The 20,445-nt window shown below is 71.6% G+C and carries 18 protein-coding genes and 1 pseudogene; 8 read left to right on the forward strand and 11 right to left on the reverse strand.

Going from position 1 to position 20,445, the window contains the following annotated elements:
* Window positions 1-36: 36 nt before the first annotated feature.
* Window positions 37-2,307, reverse strand: a complete 2,271-nt coding sequence (locus tag ACFWN1_RS07195; protein ID WP_384359084.1) for a transglycosylase domain-containing protein — start codon at window positions 2,305-2,307, stop codon at window positions 37-39.
* A 511-nt stretch (window positions 2,308-2,818) separates the two neighbouring features.
* On the opposite strand from ACFWN1_RS07195, the gene wblA reads away from it, so the two are divergent.
* On the forward strand, window positions 2,819-3,157 hold the full coding sequence (gene wblA, locus ACFWN1_RS07200; protein ID WP_202495049.1) for a transcriptional regulator WblA: 339 nt from the start codon (window positions 2,819-2,821) through the stop codon (window positions 3,155-3,157).
* A 233-nt stretch (window positions 3,158-3,390) separates the two neighbouring features.
* Here the strand turns inward: wblA and ACFWN1_RS07205 are convergent, their stop codons facing one another.
* A complete protein-coding gene (locus tag ACFWN1_RS07205) occupies window positions 3,391-4,740 on the reverse strand; it encodes an ArsA family ATPase (protein ID WP_384359086.1) in 1,350 nt (449 codons plus the stop codon).
* Window positions 4,737-5,714 carry an ArsA family ATPase gene (locus ACFWN1_RS07210; RefSeq protein WP_384359088.1) on the reverse strand — a complete coding sequence of 326 codons (978 nt, stop codon included), beginning with the start codon at window positions 5,712-5,714 and terminating at the stop codon, window positions 4,737-4,739. Before ACFWN1_RS07210 ends, ACFWN1_RS07205 begins: the two co-directional genes overlap by 4 nt.
* A 71-nt stretch (window positions 5,715-5,785) precedes the next feature.
* On the opposite strand from ACFWN1_RS07210, the gene ACFWN1_RS07215 reads away from it, so the two are divergent.
* The 4 genes from ACFWN1_RS07215 to ACFWN1_RS07230 are packed head-to-tail and all read left to right on the forward strand — an operon-like array spanning window position 5,786 to window position 8,183.
* Window positions 5,786-5,944 carry a DUF4177 domain-containing protein gene (locus tag ACFWN1_RS07215; protein WP_018547934.1) on the forward strand — a complete coding sequence of 53 codons (159 nt, stop codon included), beginning with the start codon at window positions 5,786-5,788 and terminating at the stop codon, window positions 5,942-5,944.
* Window positions 5,941-6,405, forward strand: coding sequence for a RidA family protein (locus ACFWN1_RS07220; protein ID WP_384359090.1), 465 nt, complete (start codon window positions 5,941-5,943; stop codon window positions 6,403-6,405). Before ACFWN1_RS07215 ends, ACFWN1_RS07220 begins: the two co-directional genes overlap by 4 nt.
* A gap of 60 nt (window positions 6,406-6,465) precedes the next feature.
* Window positions 6,466-7,356: an NUDIX hydrolase gene (locus ACFWN1_RS07225; RefSeq protein WP_384359092.1), complete on the forward strand. Its 891-nt coding sequence runs from the start codon at window positions 6,466-6,468 to the stop codon at window positions 7,354-7,356.
* Window positions 7,353-8,183: an MBL fold metallo-hydrolase gene (locus tag ACFWN1_RS07230; RefSeq protein ID WP_384359094.1), complete on the forward strand. Its 831-nt coding sequence runs from the start codon at window positions 7,353-7,355 to the stop codon at window positions 8,181-8,183. The genes ACFWN1_RS07225 and ACFWN1_RS07230 overlap by 4 nt, the downstream gene beginning before the upstream one ends.
* Before the next feature lie 38 nt (window positions 8,184-8,221).
* Here the strand turns inward: ACFWN1_RS07230 and ACFWN1_RS07235 are convergent.
* Window positions 8,222-8,396, reverse strand: a pseudogene (locus ACFWN1_RS07235) (nucleotidyltransferase); the annotation flags it as partial.
* Between the two features lie 150 nt (window positions 8,397-8,546).
* Window positions 8,547-9,221 carry a Crp/Fnr family transcriptional regulator gene (locus tag ACFWN1_RS07240; RefSeq protein ID WP_030811441.1) on the reverse strand — a complete coding sequence of 225 codons (675 nt, stop codon included), beginning with the start codon at window positions 9,219-9,221 and terminating at the stop codon, window positions 8,547-8,549.
* A 320-nt stretch (window positions 9,222-9,541) separates the two neighbouring features.
* Here ACFWN1_RS07240 and nth point away from each other — a divergent pair, with 320 nt between their 5' ends.
* From nth to ACFWN1_RS07255, 3 genes are read left to right on the forward strand one after another with little or no spacing between them, the layout of a single operon-like run.
* On the forward strand, window positions 9,542-10,417 hold the full coding sequence (gene nth / locus ACFWN1_RS07245; protein ID WP_384359151.1) for an endonuclease III: 876 nt from the start codon (window positions 9,542-9,544) through the stop codon (window positions 10,415-10,417).
* Between the two features lie 52 nt (window positions 10,418-10,469).
* Window positions 10,470-11,165: an NUDIX hydrolase gene (locus ACFWN1_RS07250; protein WP_384359097.1), complete on the forward strand. Its 696-nt coding sequence runs from the start codon at window positions 10,470-10,472 to the stop codon at window positions 11,163-11,165.
* 57 nt (window positions 11,166-11,222) lie between these two features.
* Window positions 11,223-12,422 carry a MarP family serine protease gene (locus ACFWN1_RS07255; RefSeq protein WP_384359099.1) on the forward strand — a complete coding sequence of 400 codons (1,200 nt, stop codon included), beginning with the start codon at window positions 11,223-11,225 and terminating at the stop codon, window positions 12,420-12,422.
* A gap of 43 nt (window positions 12,423-12,465) precedes the next feature.
* Here ACFWN1_RS07255 and ACFWN1_RS07260 read toward each other — a convergent pair whose 3' ends face one another.
* The 6 genes from ACFWN1_RS07260 to ACFWN1_RS07285 all read right to left on the reverse strand — a co-directional run bounded on the left by ACFWN1_RS07260 (window position 12,466) and on the right by ACFWN1_RS07285 (window position 20,300).
* Entirely contained in the window at window positions 12,466-12,648 is a 183-nt protein-coding gene (locus ACFWN1_RS07260; protein ID WP_384359101.1) for a hypothetical protein, read from the reverse strand.
* Between the two features lie 139 nt (window positions 12,649-12,787).
* Window positions 12,788-13,723, reverse strand: a complete 936-nt coding sequence (locus tag ACFWN1_RS07265) for an alpha/beta fold hydrolase (RefSeq protein WP_384359103.1) — start codon at window positions 13,721-13,723, stop codon at window positions 12,788-12,790.
* On the reverse strand, window positions 13,720-14,199 hold the full coding sequence (locus ACFWN1_RS07270) for a phage holin family protein (protein WP_384359105.1): 480 nt from the start codon (window positions 14,197-14,199) through the stop codon (window positions 13,720-13,722). The genes ACFWN1_RS07265 and ACFWN1_RS07270 overlap by 4 nt, the downstream gene beginning before the upstream one ends.
* 54 nt (window positions 14,200-14,253) lie before the next feature.
* Window positions 14,254-15,696 carry a Na+/H+ antiporter NhaA gene (gene nhaA, locus ACFWN1_RS07275; protein WP_384359107.1) on the reverse strand — a complete coding sequence of 481 codons (1,443 nt, stop codon included), beginning with the start codon at window positions 15,694-15,696 and terminating at the stop codon, window positions 14,254-14,256.
* Window positions 15,697-15,848: 152 nt separating this feature from the next.
* Window positions 15,849-17,804, reverse strand: a complete 1,956-nt coding sequence (gene acs, locus ACFWN1_RS07280; RefSeq protein WP_384359109.1) for an acetate--CoA ligase — start codon at window positions 17,802-17,804, stop codon at window positions 15,849-15,851.
* Between the two features lie 126 nt (window positions 17,805-17,930).
* The gene (locus ACFWN1_RS07285) at window positions 17,931-20,300 is read right to left on the reverse strand and encodes a SulP family inorganic anion transporter (RefSeq protein WP_384359111.1); all 2,370 of its coding nucleotides are present in this window, start codon (window positions 20,298-20,300) and stop codon (window positions 17,931-17,933) included.
* Between the last annotated feature and the right edge of the window lie 145 nt (window positions 20,301-20,445).

The following is a 20,445-nucleotide window of genomic DNA, read 5'->3' on the forward strand; positions in this document are numbered from 1 at the left end:
CCCTTACGAAGGTGCGGCCCCGCTGTCGTACGGGCTTCAGTTCCGGCGTCCGCCGTTCGTGTTCCCCTGCACCAGGTTCCCCTGCTTCGGCTTCGCCGGCTTCGGGCTGCCGGCACCCGGACGGCCGCCATTGCCGCCGTTGCCGCCGGTCAGACCGCCGAAGAGGCCGCCGATCAGGCCGCCGCCGTTGTCGCCGCCGTCACCGCGGCCGTTGCCCCGGCCGTCGCCCCGGTCCTGGTCGTCGGGGATGTCGATGGTCTTGAAGTCGGGCGCGTCCTTGCCCAGGAGGGCGCCGGACATCGCGTCCCGCCAGATCGGACCCGGTACGCCACCGCCGAAGACCTGGTCGTGGTACGTGCCGCCGATGGTGATGCCGCTCATCTTCACGTCCTGCCGGGCGCTGCCGACCCAGACCGCGCCGGACATGTTCGGGGTGTAGCCGACGAACCAGGCGTTCTTCCGGCCGTCCGTCGTACCCGTCTTGCCCGCGCTGTCCCGGTCGTTCAGGCCCGCCTCCTGGCCGGTACCCGAGTCGATCACGTCCCGGAGCAGGGTGTTGACCGTGTCCGCCGTCTTCTGGCTCATCGCCCGCGAGCACGTCGACTTCGGCACCGCCAGCGACTTCTCCTCGTCACCGGCCTTCTCGGTGATCGACTCGATGGCCACCGGCGTGCAGTACGTGCCCCGCGCGGCGAAGGTGGCGTACGCGTTGGCCATGGTCAGCGGGGAGAGGCCGATGGCGCCGAGCGCGATGGCCGGCGTCTGCGGCAGCTTGGAGCCGTCGCCCTGCACCACATGCAGCTTGTCGGCCATCTTGGCCACCGGGCAGAGTCCGATGTCCGCGATGAGCTGCACGAAGTAGGTGTTGACCGACTTGGCCATCGCCTCCTTCATGCGGTACGGGCCCTTCTCGGACTCGTTCTCGTTCTCCGCCGTCTCGTTCTCGGTGTTGCGGTAGGGCGTGGCACCGCAGCGCTGGACGGGGCTCGGGTAGTCCATCTTGTACGGCGCGGAGTACGCCTGCGTCGGCGGCTTGCCGCCCTCGATCGCGGCCGCCGCCACGAACGGCTTGAACGTCGACCCCGTCGGGAAGCCGAAGTTGGAGCCGCCCAGGTCCCGGTCGACCGAGAAGTTGTACTCGGTCTCGTTCTTGGCGTAGCCGAACGGCTTCGACTGGCCCATCGCCAGCACCTTGCCGGTGCCGGGCTGCACCAGGGTGGCGGCCGCCGCCACCGGGTCGGACTTGTAGACGTGGTCCTTCAGCGAGTCCTGCACCGACTTCTGCGCCCGTGCGTCCAGCGTCGTACGGATCGTCAGGCCGCCCTTGTTCCAGAGCTTGGCGCGCTCCTCGCGGGACTTGCCGAAGACCGGGTCGGTGAGGAAGACGTTCTCGACGTACTTGCAGAAGAAGGCGGAGTCGCGGGTCGCGGTGATGCAGCCGTTCTTGGGATGGCTGACGTGCAGGCCCAGCGGTTCCTGGGCGGCCCGGTCGGCCTCGGCCTGGGAGATGTCGCCCAGTTCGGCCATGCGCTGGAGCACGGTGTTGCGCCGCTTGGTGGCCTCGGCCTCGTCGTTGACCGGGTCGTAGCGGCTCGGGGACTGCACGATGCCCGCCAGCAGAGCGGACTCCTGGAGGTCGAGGTCCTTGGCGTGCTTGGAGAAGTAGCGCTGGGCCGCGGCCTCGACGCCGTACGCCTGCTCGCCGAAGAAGGTGATGTTGAGGTAGTTCTCCAGGATCTTCTTCTTGCCGAGCTTCTCCTCGATCTGGATCGCGTACTTCAGCTCGCGGACCTTGCGGCCGAGGGTCTGCTGGGTGGCCTGGGCGACCTTGGTCGGGTCGTCGCCGGCCTCCTCGATGAAGTAGTTCTTCACCAGCTGCTGGGTGAGCGTGGACGCGCCCTGCGCCACGCCCCCGCTCTGCGCGTTCTTGTTCAGTGCGCGCAGCACGCCCTTGAGGTCGATGGCGCCGTGCTGGTAGAAGCGCGAGTCCTCGATGGCGACGACGGACTTCTGCATGTAGGGCGAGATGTCCTTCAGCTCCACCACCGTGCGGTCACGGGAGTAGACGGTGGCGATCTGGCGGCCCCGGCTGTCCAGTATGGTCGTCCGCTGGCTGAGCTGGGGGCTCTTGAGATTGGCCGGGATCTCGTCGAAGCCCTGCACCGAGCCCTTCGCGGCAAGGCCCAGCGCCCCGGCGGCCGGCAGCGCGATCCCCGCCATCACCGCCCCCGCGAGCACGCTGACACCGAGGAACTTGGCGGCCTGCTGCGTGACCGACAGACCACCGCCCGAGCGCTTCTTTGGCATGGGGGCAGCCTAATCCGTGCTGATAAGCGTTCCGGGGGAGCGACGGGCCCTCGGGCGGTTCGGGTGCAGGATCGTGACGTCCGGGCGGGTGGCGGGGCACGACAAAGCGGGGGCTCAGGTTGTCATTCGCCGGACACGCGCACAGGCATTGGCCTAAGCTGCTCTCAACTGTCACAGCGGCGGAGCCATGTAGCAATACGTCCGGCTACCCCGAATCGTTCCGGATATTCCCCGTCTTCCCCCGGGGACGTGTCCGGAACCGCCTCATGTGTCACCCGGCGCCCCCTGTGCCGCACCACAACCATCCCGCTTCGCCGGGATGATCACGCATGTCGCCCGCTCACTCCTCCGGGTGATCTGCCGCTTACCCATAGTCCGTTCGGGCCATTCAAGATTGGGCCCGAAGGGGGTGTTGCGCTGTCCGCGCCTTCCGTAACGTCCTCAACTGGCGGCGGTGAATATGCCGCTGCCGCCGTGGGGGAGCCTCGATTCGGGAGAGGACGGCGCCGGTATGGGCTGGGTTACCGACTGGAGTGCGCAGGCCGCCTGCCGCACTACTGATCCGGATGAACTGTTCGTGCAGGGAGCAGCGCAGAACAGGGCCAAGGCGGTGTGCACCGGTTGCCCGGTACGCACCGAGTGCCTGGCCGACGCGCTGGACAATCGCGTCGAGTTCGGCGTGTGGGGAGGCATGACGGAGCGCGAGCGCCGGGCGCTGCTGCGCCGGCGGCCCACCGTGAGCTCCTGGCGGCGGCTGCTGGAGACCGCCCGCTCGGAGTACGAGCGCGGCGCGGGAATCGTGCCTCTCGACGACGACGAGGTCTACGAGAACTACGCGGCCGTGAGCTGAGGGCCTCGCCTCCGGCAGAGAACTTCCGGTACGGGGCCTTCGGCACAGTGCTTACCGGCACAGTGCTTCCGGCATAGTGCTTCCGGCACAGGCCAGGGGCACCGGGGTCCGACGCCGGCCGGTCCGTCCACGGCACGGTGCTGCCACGGGGTGGCTGGACGCCGGGCGCGCCCGCCCGCGCCGCCTGAGGCGCAGGCGCGCGGCATCGCCCGTACGAGTTCCGGGCTGCCCGGCTACGACAGTTCCGTGTGCCCCGCCGCCAGGCGGTCGCCGATCTCGCGCAGGCCCGTGAGGTCGTGCACATCGCCGGGGAGCGCGGGTACTTCCACGATGGCCACCTCGGGGTGGCCGCCGATGAAACGGTCCCGCGTGCGCTGTTCGCGCGCGAGCAGGCGCATGCGCTCGGCGTGCAGGCGCAGCAGACCTGCGGTCAGTTCGTCCACGGGCCGGTCCGGGTCCGGGGTGGGGGAGCCGTCCTCGGGGGCCGGTGAACCAGTGGCGGAATCTGAACTTCCTTCGTTCTCAAGGGAGTTACGTACGACAGCTTTCCCGTCCCCCTGATCCACAATGCCGGCCCCGGCAAGATTTTCCGCCGCGCTGAGCGCCTGCTCGGCCGACAGCCGGGTGGCGCCGCTGCCATGGACGCGGTTGAGCACCAGCCCGACCAGCGGCATCTTCTCGGCCGCCAGCCGCTCCACGAAGTACGCCGCCTCGCGCAGCGCGTCCCGCTCCGGCGCCGCCACCACCAGGAACGCCGTCCCGGGTGCCTGCAACAGCCTGAAGGTGGCGTCCGCCCGGGTGCGGAAGCCGCCGAAGGTGGTGTCCATCGCGGAGATGAACGTCTGCGCGTCCTTGAGGAGCTGACCGCCCAGGATCTTGCCCAGGGTGCCGGTCATCATCGACATCCCGACGTTCAGGAACGCCATCCCCGCGCGGCCGCCCAGTTTCGCGGGCGCGGTCAGCAGCCGGATCAGCTTGCCGTCCAGGAACGAGCCGAGCCGCTTGGGCGCGTCGAGGAAGTCCAGCGCGTTACGGGAGGGCGGGGTGTCGACGACGATCAGGTCCCACTCGTCCGTGGCGCGCAACTGGCCGAGCTTCTCCATCGCCATGTACTCCTGCGTGCCCGCGAAGCCGCCTGAGACCGTCTGGTAGAAGGGGTTCGCCAGGATCTGGGCCGCCCGGTCCGGGTCCGCGTGCGCCTCCACGACCTCGTCGAAGGTGCGCTTCATGTCGAGCATCATGGCGTGCAGTTCGCCGGCCTCGGCGCCCGCGCGAGGGGCCTCCACGCGGCGGTCCTCGGTGCCCTTGACCCGGCGCGGCACGTTGTCGAGGGAGTCGATGCCCATCGACTGGGCCAGCCGCTTGGCCGGGTCGATGGTGAGGACGACCACCTTGCGGCCCCGCTCGGCGGCCCGGAGGGCGAGCGCGGCGGCCGTGGTCGTCTTGCCGACGCCGCCGGAGCCGCAGCACACCACGATGCGGGTCTCCGGGTCGTCCAGCAGCGCGTCCACGTGCAGCGTCCGTGCCGGGGAGCGGCCGGAGCGCGCGTCCGGGCCGTCGGTGGTCTGCGGGTCCGGACTCATGACAACCCCTGCTTCCGCAACTCGGTGGCCAGTTCGTACAGGCCCGCCAGGTCCATGTCCTCGGCGAGCAGGGGCAGCTGGTCGACCGGCAGGTCCAGCTCGTCGAGGACCGCGCGCTGCTCACGCTCCAGCGCGTGCCGCTCGGCGTACTCGGCGGCCTGCGTCAGCAGCGGGTCGACCAGCCGCTCGGCGTGCCCGCCGCGCCGCGCTCCGCCCAGACCCGCCGAGGACAGCGCGCGGGCGACGGAGGTGTGCGGCACCGTGCGCGCCAGGTCCAGCTCGGCCGCGTCCAGCAGCTCGGGGCGGACCATGTTCACGATGACGCGGCCCACCGGCAGCCCCGCCGCGCGGAGTTCGGCGATGCCGTCGGCGGTCTCCTGGACCGGCATCTCCTCCAGCAGGGTGACGAGGTGCACGGCCGTCTGCGGGGACTTCAGCACCCGCATGACGGCCTGTGCCTGATTGTGGATCGGGCCGATCTTGGCGAGGCCGGCCATCTCGCCGTTGACGTTCAGGAAGCGGGTGATGCGGCCGGTGGGGGGCGCGTCCATCACCACGTGGTCGTAGAGGAACTCGCCGTGCTTGTTCTTGCGGCGCACCGCCTCGCACGCCTTGCCGGTCAGCAGGACGTCCCGCAGTCCCGGCGCGACGGTGGTGGCGAAGTCTATGGCGCCGATCTTTCTCAGCGCGCGGCCCGCACCGCCGAGTTTGTAGAACATCTGGAGATAGTCCAGAAGGGCCTGTTCGGTATCGATGGCAAGGGCATACACCTCACCTCCTCCGGGAGCGGTGGCGATCTTCCGCTCCTCATAGGGCAACGCCTCGGTCCCGAAGAGCTGAGCGATGCCTTGCCGGCCCTCCACCTCGATGAGAAGCGTCCGCTTCCCTTCGGTGGCGAGGGCCAGCGCTAGAGCGGCGGCGACCGTCGTCTTTCCGGTCCCGCCCTTGCCGCTGACGACTTGGAGCCTGCTCACGTCTTCGAGCCTAACCAGTCCGGGCGGCACTCACGCGGGAGGCTGTGGATAACAGCGACTACAGTCGGCCTATGACCAAGTGGGAATACTCAACGGTGCCGCTGCTCGTCCATGCCACGAAGCAGATCCTGGACAACTGGGGCGAGGACGGCTGGGAGCTCGTCCAGGTCGTGCCGGGGCCCAATCCGGAGCAGCTCGTCGCCTACCTGAAGCGCGAGAAGCAGGCGTGAGCGCGGTCGAGGCCCGGCTCGCCGACCTCGGCCTGACGCTGCCGGAGGTCGTGCCCCCGCTGGCCGCCTACCAGCCCGCCGTGCGCTCCGGGGAGTACGTGTACACCGCGGGCCAGCTCCCGATGGTGGACGGGCGGCTGCCGGTCACCGGAAAGGTCGGCGCCGAGGTCACGGCCGAGGAGGCCAGGGACCTGGCCCGGATCTGCGCGCTGAACGCGCTGGCCGCCGTCAAGTCCGTCACCGGCGACCTGGACAGGATCGCCCGCGTGGTGAAGGTCACCGGCTTCGTCGCCTCCGCCGCCGACTTCACCGGCCAGCCCGGTGTGCTCAACGGCGCCAGCGAACTGCTCGGTGAGGTGCTAGGCGACAAGGGCGTGCACGCCCGCAGCGCGGTGGGCGTCGCGGTGCTCCCGCTGGACGCGCCGGTCGAGGTCGAGATCCTGGTCGAGCTGGTTCCGTAGCCCCCGGCCACCGGCCCGGTAACTCTCGAACATCCGCCCTGTTCGGGATAGCCTCCGCCCATGGCGAACGGTCAGTGGTACCCCCCGGAGTGGCCCGACCGCATCCGCGCCCTCGCGGACGGCACGCTCACTCCCGTCGCCCCCCGGCGGGCGGCGACCGTGCTGCTGCTCAAGGACACCCCGGCCGGTCCCGCCGTGCACATGCTGCGCAGACGCGCCTCCATGGCCTTCGCCGGAGGCGCGTACGCGTATCCGGGCGGCGGTGTCGACCCGCGCGACGACGACCATCACGTCCGCTGGGCGGGCCCCACGCGCGCGTGGTGGGCGGCCCGCCTCGGGATGGACGCGGGCGACGAACCGGGCGCCCAGGCGATCGTCTGCGCGGCCGTGCGCGAGACCTACGAGGAGGCCGGTGTCCTGCTCGCCGGGACCGGCCCCGACTCGGTCGTCGGCGACACCAGCGGCGACGACTGGGAGGCCGACCGCGCCGCCCTGATCGCGCACGAACTGTCCTTCGCGGAGTTCCTGGACCGCAGGGGGCTGGTGCTCCGCTCCGACCTGCTGGGGGCGTGGACGCGCTGGATCACCCCCGAGTTCGAGTCCCGGCGCTACGACACGTGGTTCTTCATCGCGTCGCTGCCCGAGGGCCAGCACACCCGCGATCTGTCCACCGAGGCCGACCGCACGGTGTGGACACGGCCCGCCGAGGCCGCCGCCGGGTACGACCGGGGCGAGCTGCTGATGATGCCGCCCACCATCGCCACCCTGCGCCAGCTGCTGCCCTACGGCACGGCCGCCGACGCCCTCGCGGCCGCGCCGGAGCGCGATCTCACCCCGGTGCTCGCCCGCGCCCGGCTGCTCGACGGCCGGGTGGAGCTGAGCTGGCCGGGGCACGAGGAGTTCACCCAGCACGTCCCGGCGGCCCCCGGCCCGAGCGGAGGAACGGCATGACGGACGCCACGGCCCTGCCCGGCCGGCCCCGTGACGCGGTCCGCTCGGGACCGGCGACCGAGCGCGCGGTCAACGTGCTCGCGCCCAACGCCTCGCCCATGACCCTGGACGGCACCAACACCTGGATCGTCGCCGAACCGGGCTCCGACCTGGCCGTGGTCATCGACCCCGGCCCGCTGGACGAGGGGCACCTGCGCGAGGTGGTCGACACCGCCGAGAAGGCGGGCAAGCGGATAGCGCTCACCCTGCTCACCCACGGCCACGCCGACCACGCCGAGGGCGCCTCCCGGTTCGCGGAGATCACCGGCACGCGCGTGCGTGCGCTCGATCCGGCGCTGCGGCTGGGGGACGAGGGGCTGGGCGCCGGTGACGTGGTCACGGTCGGCGGGCTGGAGCTGCGGGTGATACCCACCCCCGGCCACACCTCCGACTCCCTGAGCTTCCATCTCCCGGCCGACCGCGCGGTGCTCACCGGCGACACCGTCCTCGGGCGCGGCACGACCCTGGTCGCCCATCCCGACGGCCGCCTCGGCGAGTACCTGGCCTCGCTGCGCCGGCTGCGCTCGCTGACCGTGGACGACGGCGTGCACACCGTCCTGCCGGGCCACGGCCCGGTCCTGGAGGACGCCCAGGGCGCCGTCGAGTTCTACCTCGCCCACCGCGCCCACCGCCTCGCCCAGGTCGAGACGGCCGTGGAGAACGGCCACCGCACGGCCGAAGCGGTGGTGGCCCACGTGTACGCCGACATCGACCGCTCCCTGTGGCCGGCGGCGGAACTGTCGGTACGGGCCCAGCTGGACTATCTGGGTGAGCACGGGCTCATCTAGGACGCGTCCGTCCAGTACGTGCTCCCCACCCCGCGCACGCGCGGGAGGGACCCGTAGAGGTGGCCGCTGTGCAGCCGCGCCCCGAACGTCTCCGCGAGGCCCTCCCGCGCGGCGGCCACGACGGGACGGAACGCGTCCTGCGCGCGCGAGGGAGCCTTCACGGGCGATGAACCCCTCGGCGTCGAGGCCGTGCGGGGCGGGCGGTCCGGACATGCGGACACTGTGCACCGCCGATGGGGGGCGGTGCAGGTGGTTACGGGCGGACGGGTCCGGCCCGGCGCCGGCCGGCATCGATCGATCCCGTCCGGCGATCGAGGACGACGCCCCTCGGGGCCGGCAAGCGGTTGCCCGCCGGGACCGGCGTCAGCGGGACCGCTTGGCCAGGCGCTCCACGTCCAGCAGGATCACCGCGCGGGCCTCCAGGCGGAGCCAGCCGCGCTGGGCGAAGTCGGCGAGCGCCTTGTTGACGGTCTCTCGGGAGGCGCCGACCAGCTGGGCCAGCTCTTCCTGCGTGAGGTCGTGCACCACGTGGATGCCCTCCTCGGACTGCACGCCGAAGCGGCGGGAGAGGTCCAGCAGGGCGCGGGCGACCCGGCCGGGAACGTCGGAGAAGACCAGGTCGGACATGGCGTCGTTGGTCTTGCGCAGCCTGCGGGCGACGGCACGCAGCAGGGCACCGGCGACCTCGGGGCGCACGTTCAGCCAGGGCTGGAGGTCGCCGTGGCCGAGGCCGAGCAGCTTGACCTCGGTCAGCGCGGTCGCGGTGGCCGTACGCGGGCCGGGGTCGAACAGCGACAGCTCACCGATCAGCTCGCTGGGACCGACGACGGCCAGCATGTTCTCCCGCCCGTCGGGGGAGGTGCGGTGCAGCTTGACCTTGCCCTCGGTCACGACGTAGAGCCGGTCGCCGGGGTCGCCCTCGTGGAAGAGGGAGTCGCCACGGGCGAGGGTCACCTCGCTCATGGAGGCGCGCAGCTCCGCGGACTGCTCGTCGTCAAGAGCCGCGAAGAGCGGGTTGCGCCGCAGAACGTCGTCCACGAGTTCTCTCCTTGTCGAGCTGCTCAGGGGATGTTCCTCCCCAGCGTGCCAGGGGACCGTGTTCCCCGTTTTCCCGGACGGTCCAAACAGTGTGATCTGTCACAAGGATGCCGCACAGGTGTCCCGGGGTGAGCGGCAGGGGTCCAATCGGGGGCCGATCTTCCGGGTCCGGCGCGGATGTCAGTGCCGGGCTCTAGGCTGGCCGGGTGTCCAAATCGCCGGTGAGAGCACAGGCCGAGGGGGCTGCGCGGGTGGTTGCACGACGTGATTCCGCCGTGGGCGAACAGGATTCCGACGGAAGTGGCGAAAAGGTGAAATCAATAAAAAAGGACCCTGCGCATAAGGCCCCGACTGAGAAGGCCCCGGCGAAGACGGCCGCAGCGAAGAAGGCCGCTGCGAACAAGGCAACAGCGAAGACGGACGGCGAATCCCACACCGCCCTGGTCCGCCGCGCCCGCCGTATCAACCGCGAACTCGCCGAGGTCTATCCGTACGCCCACCCCGAGCTGGACTTCGAGAACCCCTTCCAGCTCGTGGTCGCCACCGTCCTGTCGGCCCAGACCACCGACCTGCGGGTCAACCAGACCACCCCGGCGCTGTTCGCCAAGTACCCCACCCCCGAGGATCTCGCGGCGGCCGACCCGGCCGAGGTGGAGGAGATCCTGCGGCCCTGCGGCTTCTTCCGGGCCAAGACGCGCTCGGTCATCGGGCTCTCCAGGGCGCTCGTGGAGGACTTCGGCGGCGAGGTCCCCGGCAAGCTGGAGGACCTGGTCAAGCTGCCCGGTGTCGGCCGCAAGACCGCCTTCGTGGTCCTCGGCAACGCCTTCGGCAGGCCCGGCATCACCGTGGACACCCACTTCCAGCGGCTGGTGCGGCGCTGGAAGTGGACCGCGGAGACCGAGCCGGACAAGATCGAGGCCGCGGTCGGCGCGCTGTTCCCCAAGAAGGACTGGACCGACCTCTCGCACCACGTCATCTGGCACGGCCGCCGCATCTGCCACGCCCGCAAGCCCGCCTGCGGCGCCTGCCCCATCGCCCCGCTCTGCCCGTCCTACGGCGAGGGCGAGACCGACCCGGAGAAGGCGCGGGGGCTCCTGAAGTACGAGAAGGGCGGCTTCCCCGGCCAGCGGCTGAACCCGCCCCAGGCCTATCTGGACGCGGGCGGCATCGCGGCCCCGCCGCTGGGGGCCGGATGACGCAACCATCTCGGGGCACGCGGGCGTCGGACTTGGCAGCAGGGGGGGTGGCATGACGTACACGCGTGACACGCACGAGAGTCCGGTGGCGCTGCGCAAAGAAGGGCTGCCGGGCTGGCTGGAGCCGGTGGCACGGGCCGCGGAGACGGTCCGGCCGCTCCAGCTCAGCCGCTTCCTGCCGCCCGAGGACGGCGGCGGCCGGCAGTCGGCGGTGCTCATCCTGTTCGGCGAGGGCGAGCGCGGCCCCGAGCTGCTGCTGATGGAGCGCTCCGGCTCGCTGCGCTCCCACGCGGGCCAGCCGTCCTTCCCCGGCGGCGCCCTCGACGCCGTGGACGGCGACCCCGAGACCGACGGCCCGCTGCGGGCGGCGCTGCGCGAGGCGGAGGAGGAGACCGGGCTCGATCCGGCCGGCGTCCAGCTCTTCGCCGTGCTGCCCGCGCTGTACATCCCGGTCAGCGAGTTCGTCGTCACCCCCGTCCTCGGCTGGTGGCGCGAGCCCAGTCCGGTCGGGGTCGTCGATCCGCGCGAGACCGCCCGGGTCTTCACCGTCCCCGTGGCGGATCTCACTGACCCCGCCAACCGCGCGACCGCCGTGCACCCCCGCGGCCACCGAGGCCCCGCATTCCTGGTCGAATCGGCCCTGGTGTGGGGGTTCACGGCCGGGGTCATCGACCGGCTGCTGCACCACGCGGGCTGGGAGCGCCCCTGGGACCGCACCCGGCAGGTCCCGCTCGACCACTGGGCGTGACAGGGTGTCGTGCGTGTTCCTTACCGCGGAGAAAGTCGATGGGCGGGGCCTGAAGCGTTGAACGTGCTGGACATCCTGTTGCTGCTGGCCGCCGCGTGGTTCGCGGTCGTGGGCTACCGCCAGGGCTTCGTCGTCGGCATCCTGTCGGTGACCGGCTTCCTCGGCGGTGGCCTGCTCGCCGTCTACACGCTGCCCCTGGCCTGGGACGCCATGACCGAGGGCGCTGAGGTCAGCACCGCGGCCGCCGTCGTCGCGGTCGTCGTCGTCCTCGTCATCGCCTCCGTCGGGCAGGCCCTCACCACCCACCTGGGCAACAAGCTGCGCCGCCACATCACCTGGTCACCGGCGCGCGCGCTGGACGCCACCGGCGGCGCCCTGGTCAACGTGGTCGCCATGCTGCTGGTCGCCTGGCTGATCGGCTCCGCGCTCGCCCAGACCACGCTGCCGACGCTCGGCCGGGAGGTCCGCGGCTCCAAGGTGCTGGTCGGGATGGACCAGGTGCTGCCCGCGCGGTCCGACACCTGGTTCAAGGACTTCACCTCGGTCCTCGCGCAGAACGGCTTCCCGCAGGTCTTCAGCCCGTTCTCCGACGAGCAGATCCGCGAGGTCCAGCCGCCCGACCCGGCCCTGGCCGGCGGCGCGGTGGCCACCCGGGCCCAGCGCTCCATCGTCAAGGTCACCGGCACCGCCCGCAGTTGCGGCAAGGTGCTGGAGGGCACCGGCTTCGTCTTCGGCGACCGGCGCGTGATGACCAACGCGCACGTCGTCGGGGGCGTGGACGAACCCACCGTCCAGATAGGCGGCGAGGGCCGCCTGTACGACGCCACCGTGGTCCTCTACGACTGGCGGCGCGACATCGCCGTCCTGGACGTGCCCGACCTGAAGGCGCCCGCCCTGCGGTTCGCCGCCGAGGACGCCGGCAGCGGGGACGGCGCGATCGTGGCCGGCTTCCCGGAGAACGGCGCGTACGACGTGCGCGCGGCGCGGGTGCGCGGGCGCATCACGGCCAACGGCCCGGACATCTACCACCGGGGCACGGTCGGCCGTGACGTGTACTCGCTCTACACCACCGTCCGCCAGGGCAACTCCGGCGGCCCGCTGCTGACCCCTCAGGGCAAGGTGTACGGCGTGGTGTTCGCCAAGTCGCTGGACGACGCCCGGACCGGCTACGCCCTCACCGCCGACGAGATCCGCCAGGACATCACACGGGGGCGCGCGGCGAACAGCCAGGTGGGTACCGACAACTGCGCGCTGTGAGGTGACGCGGTGAGGTGAAGCGCTGGGGTGAGGTGACGTGACGTCAGGTGCGCGTGGTGTGACGCAGGCGCACCGAGACCCAGCGGGCCCGGCGGCGCAGGATGCGCGGAATCCCCACCCTCGGGTCCGTGTCCGCGAGTTGCGGCGTTCCTCGTTGCGGCGAAGTGGGCCCGGAGGCCGAGCGTCGTTCGCGGGGTGCGTCACCGTAATCGTGCGTCCAGCCCATACCCCGACATGTGCCCCCGCCCCAAGGTCGATAACCGCGTCCGGGCCCCCCGATCGGCCTATGCGTCAGGCATGTGGCAGTTCGGGCGGCAAACAGTCGGAAACGGTCGGTAAAACGGACACTCGGCGCACCTGAACGGTCACCGGTCGGGTTCGGGGTCCTTCAGCCAGTTGACCAGCTCGGTGGAGAACGCCACCGGGTCCTCCTCGTGCGGGAAGTGCCCGAGCCCGTCGAACAGCCGCCAGCGGTACGGCGCCTCCACGTACTCCCCCGAACCGGCAGCGCTGCGGGTCCGGGCGACCGGGTCCAGCGCGCCGTGGAGATGCAGGGTCGGCACCCGGACCGGCCGCTTCATCCGCCGGTTGAACTGGATACCGTCCGGCCGGGCCAGCGAACGCACCAGCCAGCGGTACGGCTCGATCGAGCAGTGCGCCGTCGACGGGATGCACATCGCCCGCTGGTACGCGGCCACGTCCGCGTCCTCCGGGAGCCGGGGCCCGGACCAGTCCCGGATCAGCTCGCCCACCAGCGCGCCGCCGTCGGCGGTCAGCTGCCGTTCGGGAATCCACGGCCGCTGGAAACCCCAGATGTAGGAGCCGGCGGCCGTCTGCCGGGCGTCCCGCAGCATCGCCGCGCGCCAGCGCCGGGGGTGCGGCATGGACACCACCGCGAGCCGGCGCACCAGCTTGGGCCGCATCGCCGCCGCCGTCCACGCGAGGTAGCCGCCCAGGTCGTGGCCGACCAGCGCGGCGTCCGGCTCGCCGAGCGAGCGGATCACCCCGGTGACGTCCAGCGCCAGGTTGGCCGGGTCGTACCCGCGCGGGGTGCGGTCGCTGCCGCCGACGCCCCGCAGGTCCATGGCCACGGCCCGGTAGCCCGCGCCCGCCAGCGCGGACAACTGGTACCGCCAGGTCCACCAGAACTGCGGGAAGCCGTGCAACAGCAGCACCAGGGGGCCGTCGCCCAGCTCGGCGATGTGGAAACGCGCGCCGTTGGCGGCGACGTCCCGGTGCGTCACCCGCTCCCCGGAGGGCAGGTCCAGGCGTACGGCCGGTGCGGCGGCGGGTTCCGTCATGAGGACGAGCGTGCCACAGCCTGGTGAGCGCGGTCCGCCACAGGCAGCTCGCGCGGGTGCGGCTTGGCGTTCTGGAGGACGCCCGCCGACTGCTTCACGGACGCGGCGACCTTCTGCGGACCCTTGCTCTTCTTGGCCTTCTTGGCGAACACCACACCGATCAGGGCGAGCACACCGGCCACCAGCACATTGGCGGCGAAGGACAGCAGGAAGCACACCGCGAGGTTCCAGTGGCTCCAGGTCCGGATGCCGTACGCCAGCGCGAAGTTGAGCATCGGCAGCGAGAACACCAGCACCGCGCCCGCGCCGGAGAAGGCACCGCCGCTCGCCGCGCCGCGCTTCACGTCCCGCTTGAGCTGCGCCTTGGCCAGCGCGATCTCGTCGTGCACCAGCGCCGACATCTCGGTCGTCGCCGAGGCGAACAGCCGGCCGATGCTGGGTTCGGCGCCGACCGGCCTGCCGTCGGGTGCGCTCATCGCGTTGTCTCCCTCTGCTTGTGATGCCGTCTTGTTTTGTACCGTCTCGTCAGATCATGCCGGACGACCGTTCTCCTCGCCTGCCCCGCCCGGCACTTCGGCACGCGCGTGGCGTGCGGCGGCCGACAGTTCGGCGGCGAGACGACGGTGTTCGGCGGCCTTCCCCTCATGAATGCCTGCCATGCGCAGGTGGTACGCCGGGTCGTCCTGCTCGTAGACGTCGGGGACGCCGTCCAGGTCCTCGTCGCGCTCCTCGGCCTCGCACAGCCGCCGGTACCGCGTGTTGCGCACCTTCAGCAGCACGGTCGCACAGCCGGCCGCGATGAGCGATCCGACGAGGACGGACGCCTTCACCTCCTCGGTGAGCGCGGTGTCGCCGGTGAAGGCCAGCTCGCCGATGAGCAGGGACACGGTGAAGCCGATCCCGGCCAGCATGGCGACGGCGAAGACATCCGCCCAGGCCAGCCCCTCGCCCAGCGAGGCACGGGTGAAGCGCACGGTCAGCCAGGTCCCGCCGAAAACACCGGCCGTCTTGCCGACGACCAGGCCGAGGACGACCCCGAGCGTCTCCGGCCGCGCGAACACCTGCGCCAGCGCCTCACCCGATAGCGGCACGCCCGCGCTGAACAGCGCGAACAGCGGCACCGCGACCCCGGCCGACAGTGGCCGCACCAGATGCTCCAGCCGTTCACCCGGTGACCGCTCCTCACCCTCACGGGTGACACAGCGGAGCATCAGGCCCATCGCCACACCGGCGATGGTCGCGTGCACGCCGCTGTTGTACATCAGCGCCCAGCTCACCAGTGCCAGCGGCACGTACACGTACCAGCCGCGCACCCCCCTGCGCAGCAGTAGCCAGAACAGGGCCAGCGCGGCGACGGCGCCGCCGAGCGCGGCGAAGTCGATCCGGCTGGTGAAGAACACCGCGATGATCAGGATGGCGAAGAGGTCGTCGACCACGGCGAGGGTCAGCAGGAAGGCGCGCAGCGCGCTGGGCAGCGAGGTGCCGATGACCGCGAGGACGGCGAGCGCGAAGGCGATGTCGGTGGCGGTCGGCACCGCCCAGCCGGCCGGGGAGCCGCCGCCGGCGCGGCTGGTGAGCGTGTACACCAGGGCGGGGACGGCCATCCCGCACAGCGCGGCCACCACGGGCAGCACGGCCGCCCTGGGGTCGCGCAGGTCGCCCGCGACCAGTTCCCGCTTCAGCTCCACCCCGGCGACGAAGAAGAACACCGCGAGCAGCCCGTCGGCCGCCCAGTGCGCGACGGAGAGGTCCAGGCCGAGGGCGGCGGGGCCCAGGTGGAAGTGGCCGACCGTTTCGTAGGCGTGGCTCAGTGCCGGGATGTTGGCCCAGATCAGCGCCGCGACGGCGGCGGCCAGCAGGAGGACACCGCCCGCGGTCTCGGTGCGCAGCGCGTCCGCGACGGCGGTCCGCTCGGGCAGCGACAGCCGGTCGAGTGCCTTGCGGGCGACTTCGGGGGTGCGGGGCGCGGCCACGGTGGAGACCTCCGGCTGGTGGGCATGACAGAACGCTTGCCGACCAGGCTTCCCGGCGCACCTCGACGTGCGGACAAATGCCGCACTTTGCTTACTTTACCTGGGATCGGGTGCCCCGGCACGGTCACCGGGACACCCGATCCGGGCGCCGCTCAGTCCTCGCTGGAGGCGGACGGCAGTTTGGACTGGATGAGCGTCATGACCGTGGAGTCCATCAGTGTGGTGACGTCCCCGAGCTGACGGTTCTCCGCGACGTCCCGCAGCAGCCGGCGCATGATCTTGCCGGAGCGGGTCTTGGGCAGCTCCGCGACCGGCAGGACGCGCTTGGGCTTGGCGATCGGGCCGAGGGTGGCGCCCACGTGGTCGCGCAGCTCGGCGACCAGCTTCTCGTCCTCGGCGGCCGAGCCGCGCAGGATGACGAACGCGACGATGGCCTGCCCGGTCGTCTCGTCGGCGGCGCCCACCACGGCCGCCTCGGCGACCGCCGGGTGCGACACCAGTGCCGACTCCACCTCCGTGGTGGAGATGTTGTGGCCCGACACCAGCATCACGTCGTCCACCCGGCCGAGGAGCCAGATGTCCCCGTCGTCGTCCTTCTTGGCGCCGTCGCCGGCGAAGTACTTGCCCTCGAAGCGCGACCAGTACGTGTCCAGGAACCGCTGGTCGTCGCCCCAGATGGTGCGCAGCATCGACGGCCACGGCTCGGTGAGGACCAGGTAGCCGCCGCCCCCGTGGGGCACCTCGTTGCCCTCGTCGTCGACGACGGTGGCGCTGATGCCGGGCAGCGGGCGCTGCGCGGAGCCGGGCTTGGTCTCGGTGACGCCCGGCAGCGGCGAGATCATCATGGCGCCGGTCTCGGTCTGCCACCAGGTGTCCACGACCGGGGTGCGGTCGGCACCGATGTTCTTGCGGTACCAGATCCACGCCTCGGGGTTGATGGGCTCGCCCACCGAACCGAGCACCCGGAGCGAGGTCAGGTCGAACCGCGCGGGGATGTCGTCGCCCCACTTCATGAACGTCCGGATCGCCGTCGGCGCGGTGTACAGGATCGAGACCCGGTACTTCTCGACGATCTCCCAGAAGCGGCCCTGGTGGGGGGTGTCCGGGGTGCCCTCGTACATCACCTGGGTCGCGCCGTTGGCCAGCGGGCCGTAGACGATGTAGGAGTGCCCGGTGACCCAGCCGACGTCGGCCGTGCACCAGTAGACGTCCGTCTCCGGCTTGAGGTCGAACACGGCCGAGTGGGTGTAGGCCGTCTGGGTGAGATAGCCGCCCGAGGTGTGCAGGATGCCCTTCGGCTTACCCGTGGTGCCCGAGGTGTAGAGGATGAACAGCGGGTGCTCCGCGTCGAACGCCTCCGGGGTGTGCTCGGCCGACTGGCGTCCGACCAGCTCGTCCCACCACACGTCCCGCCCGGTGTCGAACGCCACGTCCTGCCCGGTACGGCGGACCACCAGCACGTGCTCGACGGTGCCGGCCTTGGCCACCGCGTCGTCCACGGCGGGCTTCAGCGCGGACGGCTGTCCCCGGCGGTAGCCGCCGTCGGCGGTGATGACGACCTTGGCGTCCGCGTCCTTGATACGGGTGGCCAGCGCGTCCGCCGAGAAGCCGCCGAAGACCACCGAGTGCGCGGCGCCGATGCGGGCCGAGGCCAGCATGGCGATCGCGGTCTCGGGGATCATCGGCATGTAGATGGCGATCCGGTCGCCCTTGCGGACACCCAGTTCCAGCAGTGCGTTGGCCGCCCTGGAGACCTCGTCCTTCAGCTCGGCGTAGGTGAGGGAGCGGCTGTCGCCCGGCTCGCCCTCGAAGTGGATGGCTACCCGGTCGCCGTTGCCGGCCTCCACATGCCGGTCGACGCAGTTGTAGGCGACGTTCAGCTCGCCGTCCTCGAACCACTTGGCGAACGGGGGGTTCGACCAGTCGAGCGTCTTCGTCGGCTCCTTGGCCCAGCTCAGCCTGCGGGCCTGCTCGGCCCAGAAGCCCAGCCGGTCGGCCGCGGCCTGCTCGTACGCCTCGGCCGTGACGTTGGCGTTCGCGGCCAGCTCGGCCGGCGGCGCGAAGCGTCGCTCCTCCTTCAAGAGGTTGGCCAGGCTCTCGTTGCTCACGACATCTCCCTTTCCCAGGGTGTCCGTTGTGTCCCAGACCACACCTCATCAGACGTCGGGGCTGATGACAAGGGTGGACCGCAGAATTGGTTTAGACCTTTCTGCGGTCACCGCGCGGGCGGCCGCTCAGACCAAGCTGCCCACCTCCGACCCGTCCCGCACGTCCTCCTTTCCTTCCTCTTTCCCGTCCTCGCGCACATCGTGGAACAGGACTCCCTCTCCCTCGCCGCCGAGCAGGTACGCCCGCGCCTCTCCGACGTGGAAGTACATGCCGTGCAGCTCCAGCGCACCGGCCGTGAGGGCGCGCGCCACCGACTCGTGCGCCCGCAGATGCGCCAACTGCTGCACCACATTGGTCAGCGACAGCTCCTCCACCGCGTCGGCCACCGGGCGGGTGGTGAGCCGGGGCCGCTCCGGGTCCCCGCCCGTCATGCGCTCCAGGCTCGGTTCCCCGTACCGCAGCCACCGGCGCAGCGGGGTCGGGGCGGCACCGGGCTCGGCGGCCAGCAGGGCCTGCATCGCGCCGCATCCGGAGTGCCCGCACACGGTGATCGACCTGACCCCGAGCACGTCCACCGCGTACTCGATGGCGGCGGCCACCGAGTCGTCGGCGTGTTCCTGGCCGGGCGGCGGCACCAGGTTCCCTACGTTGCGGACCACGAACAGGTCACCGGGACCACTGGCGGTGATCATCGAGGTGACGAGCCGGGAGTCGGCACAGGTGAGGAAGAGCTGCGAGGGCCGCTGCCCCTCTCTGGCCAGCCGGGCCAGCTCCTCCCGCACCAGCGGGGCGGTGTTCCGCTGGAACGAGCTGATGCCACGGGCGAGTTCATGGGTGTCGGGGCGTGAGCCGCCCGCGCGGCCGTCGGCTCCGGTGCTCCCCCGCCCTGCCGCCGCCGGCATGGCGCACCGGTGGTTCCGCCACGGTGTCCAGGGCCGGCACCGGCAGACGGCGGAGGACGGGGTGCCCGCGCTCCGCACTCCGGTACGGCGGTCCTTCAGTTCCGCGGAGCCGCCCCGCGCGGTGTGGGAGCTCTGCCAGTCCTGGAGCGACTCGTGCGCCGCGTGGTCCATGAACGAGCCGTCCAGCTCCACCACCACTCGGGCGCCGTGGGGCACGCGGTGCAGGGCTCTGCTGAGCCGGGGAACGGCGAGGAACGTCAGCTGGCCGCGCACCTGGATGTGCTGGACTCCCTCCCTCTCCTCGTGCGTGATGTGGGTGTGGGTGAGGCGGTGCAGGGCGAGAGCGACGGCCACGGCGATGCCGAGGAGGACGCCCTGAAGGACACCCAGGCACACCACGCCGAGGGTGGTGGCGGCGTACACCGGCACTTCACGGTGGCGGGTCACCGTGCGGATGTGGTTCAGGGACACCATCTGGATGCCGACGGCCATCACCAGGGCGGCGAGCGAGGCGAGCGGGATCTGCTCCAGGAGCGGGACCATCAGCAGGGTGGCGAGCACCACCAGGACGCCGTGCAGCATCGTGGAGTTCCGGCTCAGCGCGCCCGAGTTCACGTTCGCCGTGCTCCGCACCGCCACTCCGGCGACCGGCAGTCCGCCCAGCGCGCCGGAGACGATGTTGGCCGCGCCCTGACCGAGCAGCTCGCGGTCGAGGTCGGAGCGCCCGACCTGAGTCGGCCCGGTCCGGCGGGCCACCAGCTTGTCCACGGCGACCGCGCCCAGCAGTGACTGAACGCTGCACACCAGCGTGGTGGTGAGCACGGCGGCCACGATGCCGAGCGTCGGTCCTTCCGGCAGTCCGGCCAGGGCATGACTGCGCCAGGACGGCAGCTCGACGCGGGGCAGGGTGAGCCCGGCGAGCGCCGCCGTCACGGTGGCCCCGATGACGGCGACCAGCGCGGCCGGCACCTTGCGCAGCAGGCTGCCCACCCGGCCGGGGACGCGCGGCCAGGCCAGCAGCAGGGTGAGCGTCAGCGCGCTCATCGCCACGGCGGCCGGATCGAGGTGGGCCAACTGGGCGGGAAGCTCCCGGAGGTTGGTGAGTACGGAACTGTCCGGTCGGCCGCCGAGCACGATGTGCAACTGGGCCACGGCGATCGTGATGCCGATGCCCGCGAGCATGCCGTGCACGACCGCGGGGCTGACGGCCAGCGCGCCGCGCGCCACCCGCAGGCAGCCGAGGCCGAGCTGGGAGATCCCGGCGAGCACGGTGATGCCGCAGGTCGCCCGCCAGCCGAACTGGTGGATGAGGTCGGCGGTGACCACGGTCAGACCGGCGGCGGGCCCGCTGACCTGCAGGGGGCAGCCGCCGATCCGTCCGGCGACGATCCCGCCGACCGCCGCGGCGACCAGGCCCGCCTGGAGCGGGGCGCCGGTGGCCAGGGCGATGCCCAGCGAGAGCGGCAGGGCGATGAGGAAGACCGCGACGGACGCGGAGACGTCGGCGCTCTCGACGCGGAAGCGACCGCGCCGGGGCGGTGGGGTGGCATCGGGCGGGGAGTGCTCGGTGCGGGGTGGTGCGCAGACTGACATGTTCCCGTCTCCTCCGGGGCAGCGCGGTCGCGGTCTAGTGGGGTCCCGCTCGGCGCGGGGGGTTCGGTCGCGGCCGTGGGTCACGGCGTGCAGCGGCGGGGATGATTCAACGCTCGGTAAATGAACCGTAATCCAGAGTAAAGGG

Origin of the sequence: Streptomyces sp. NPDC058459, assembly GCF_042721685.1 — a bacterium.
Classification (GTDB): Bacteria; Actinomycetota; Actinomycetes; order Streptomycetales; family Streptomycetaceae; genus Streptomyces.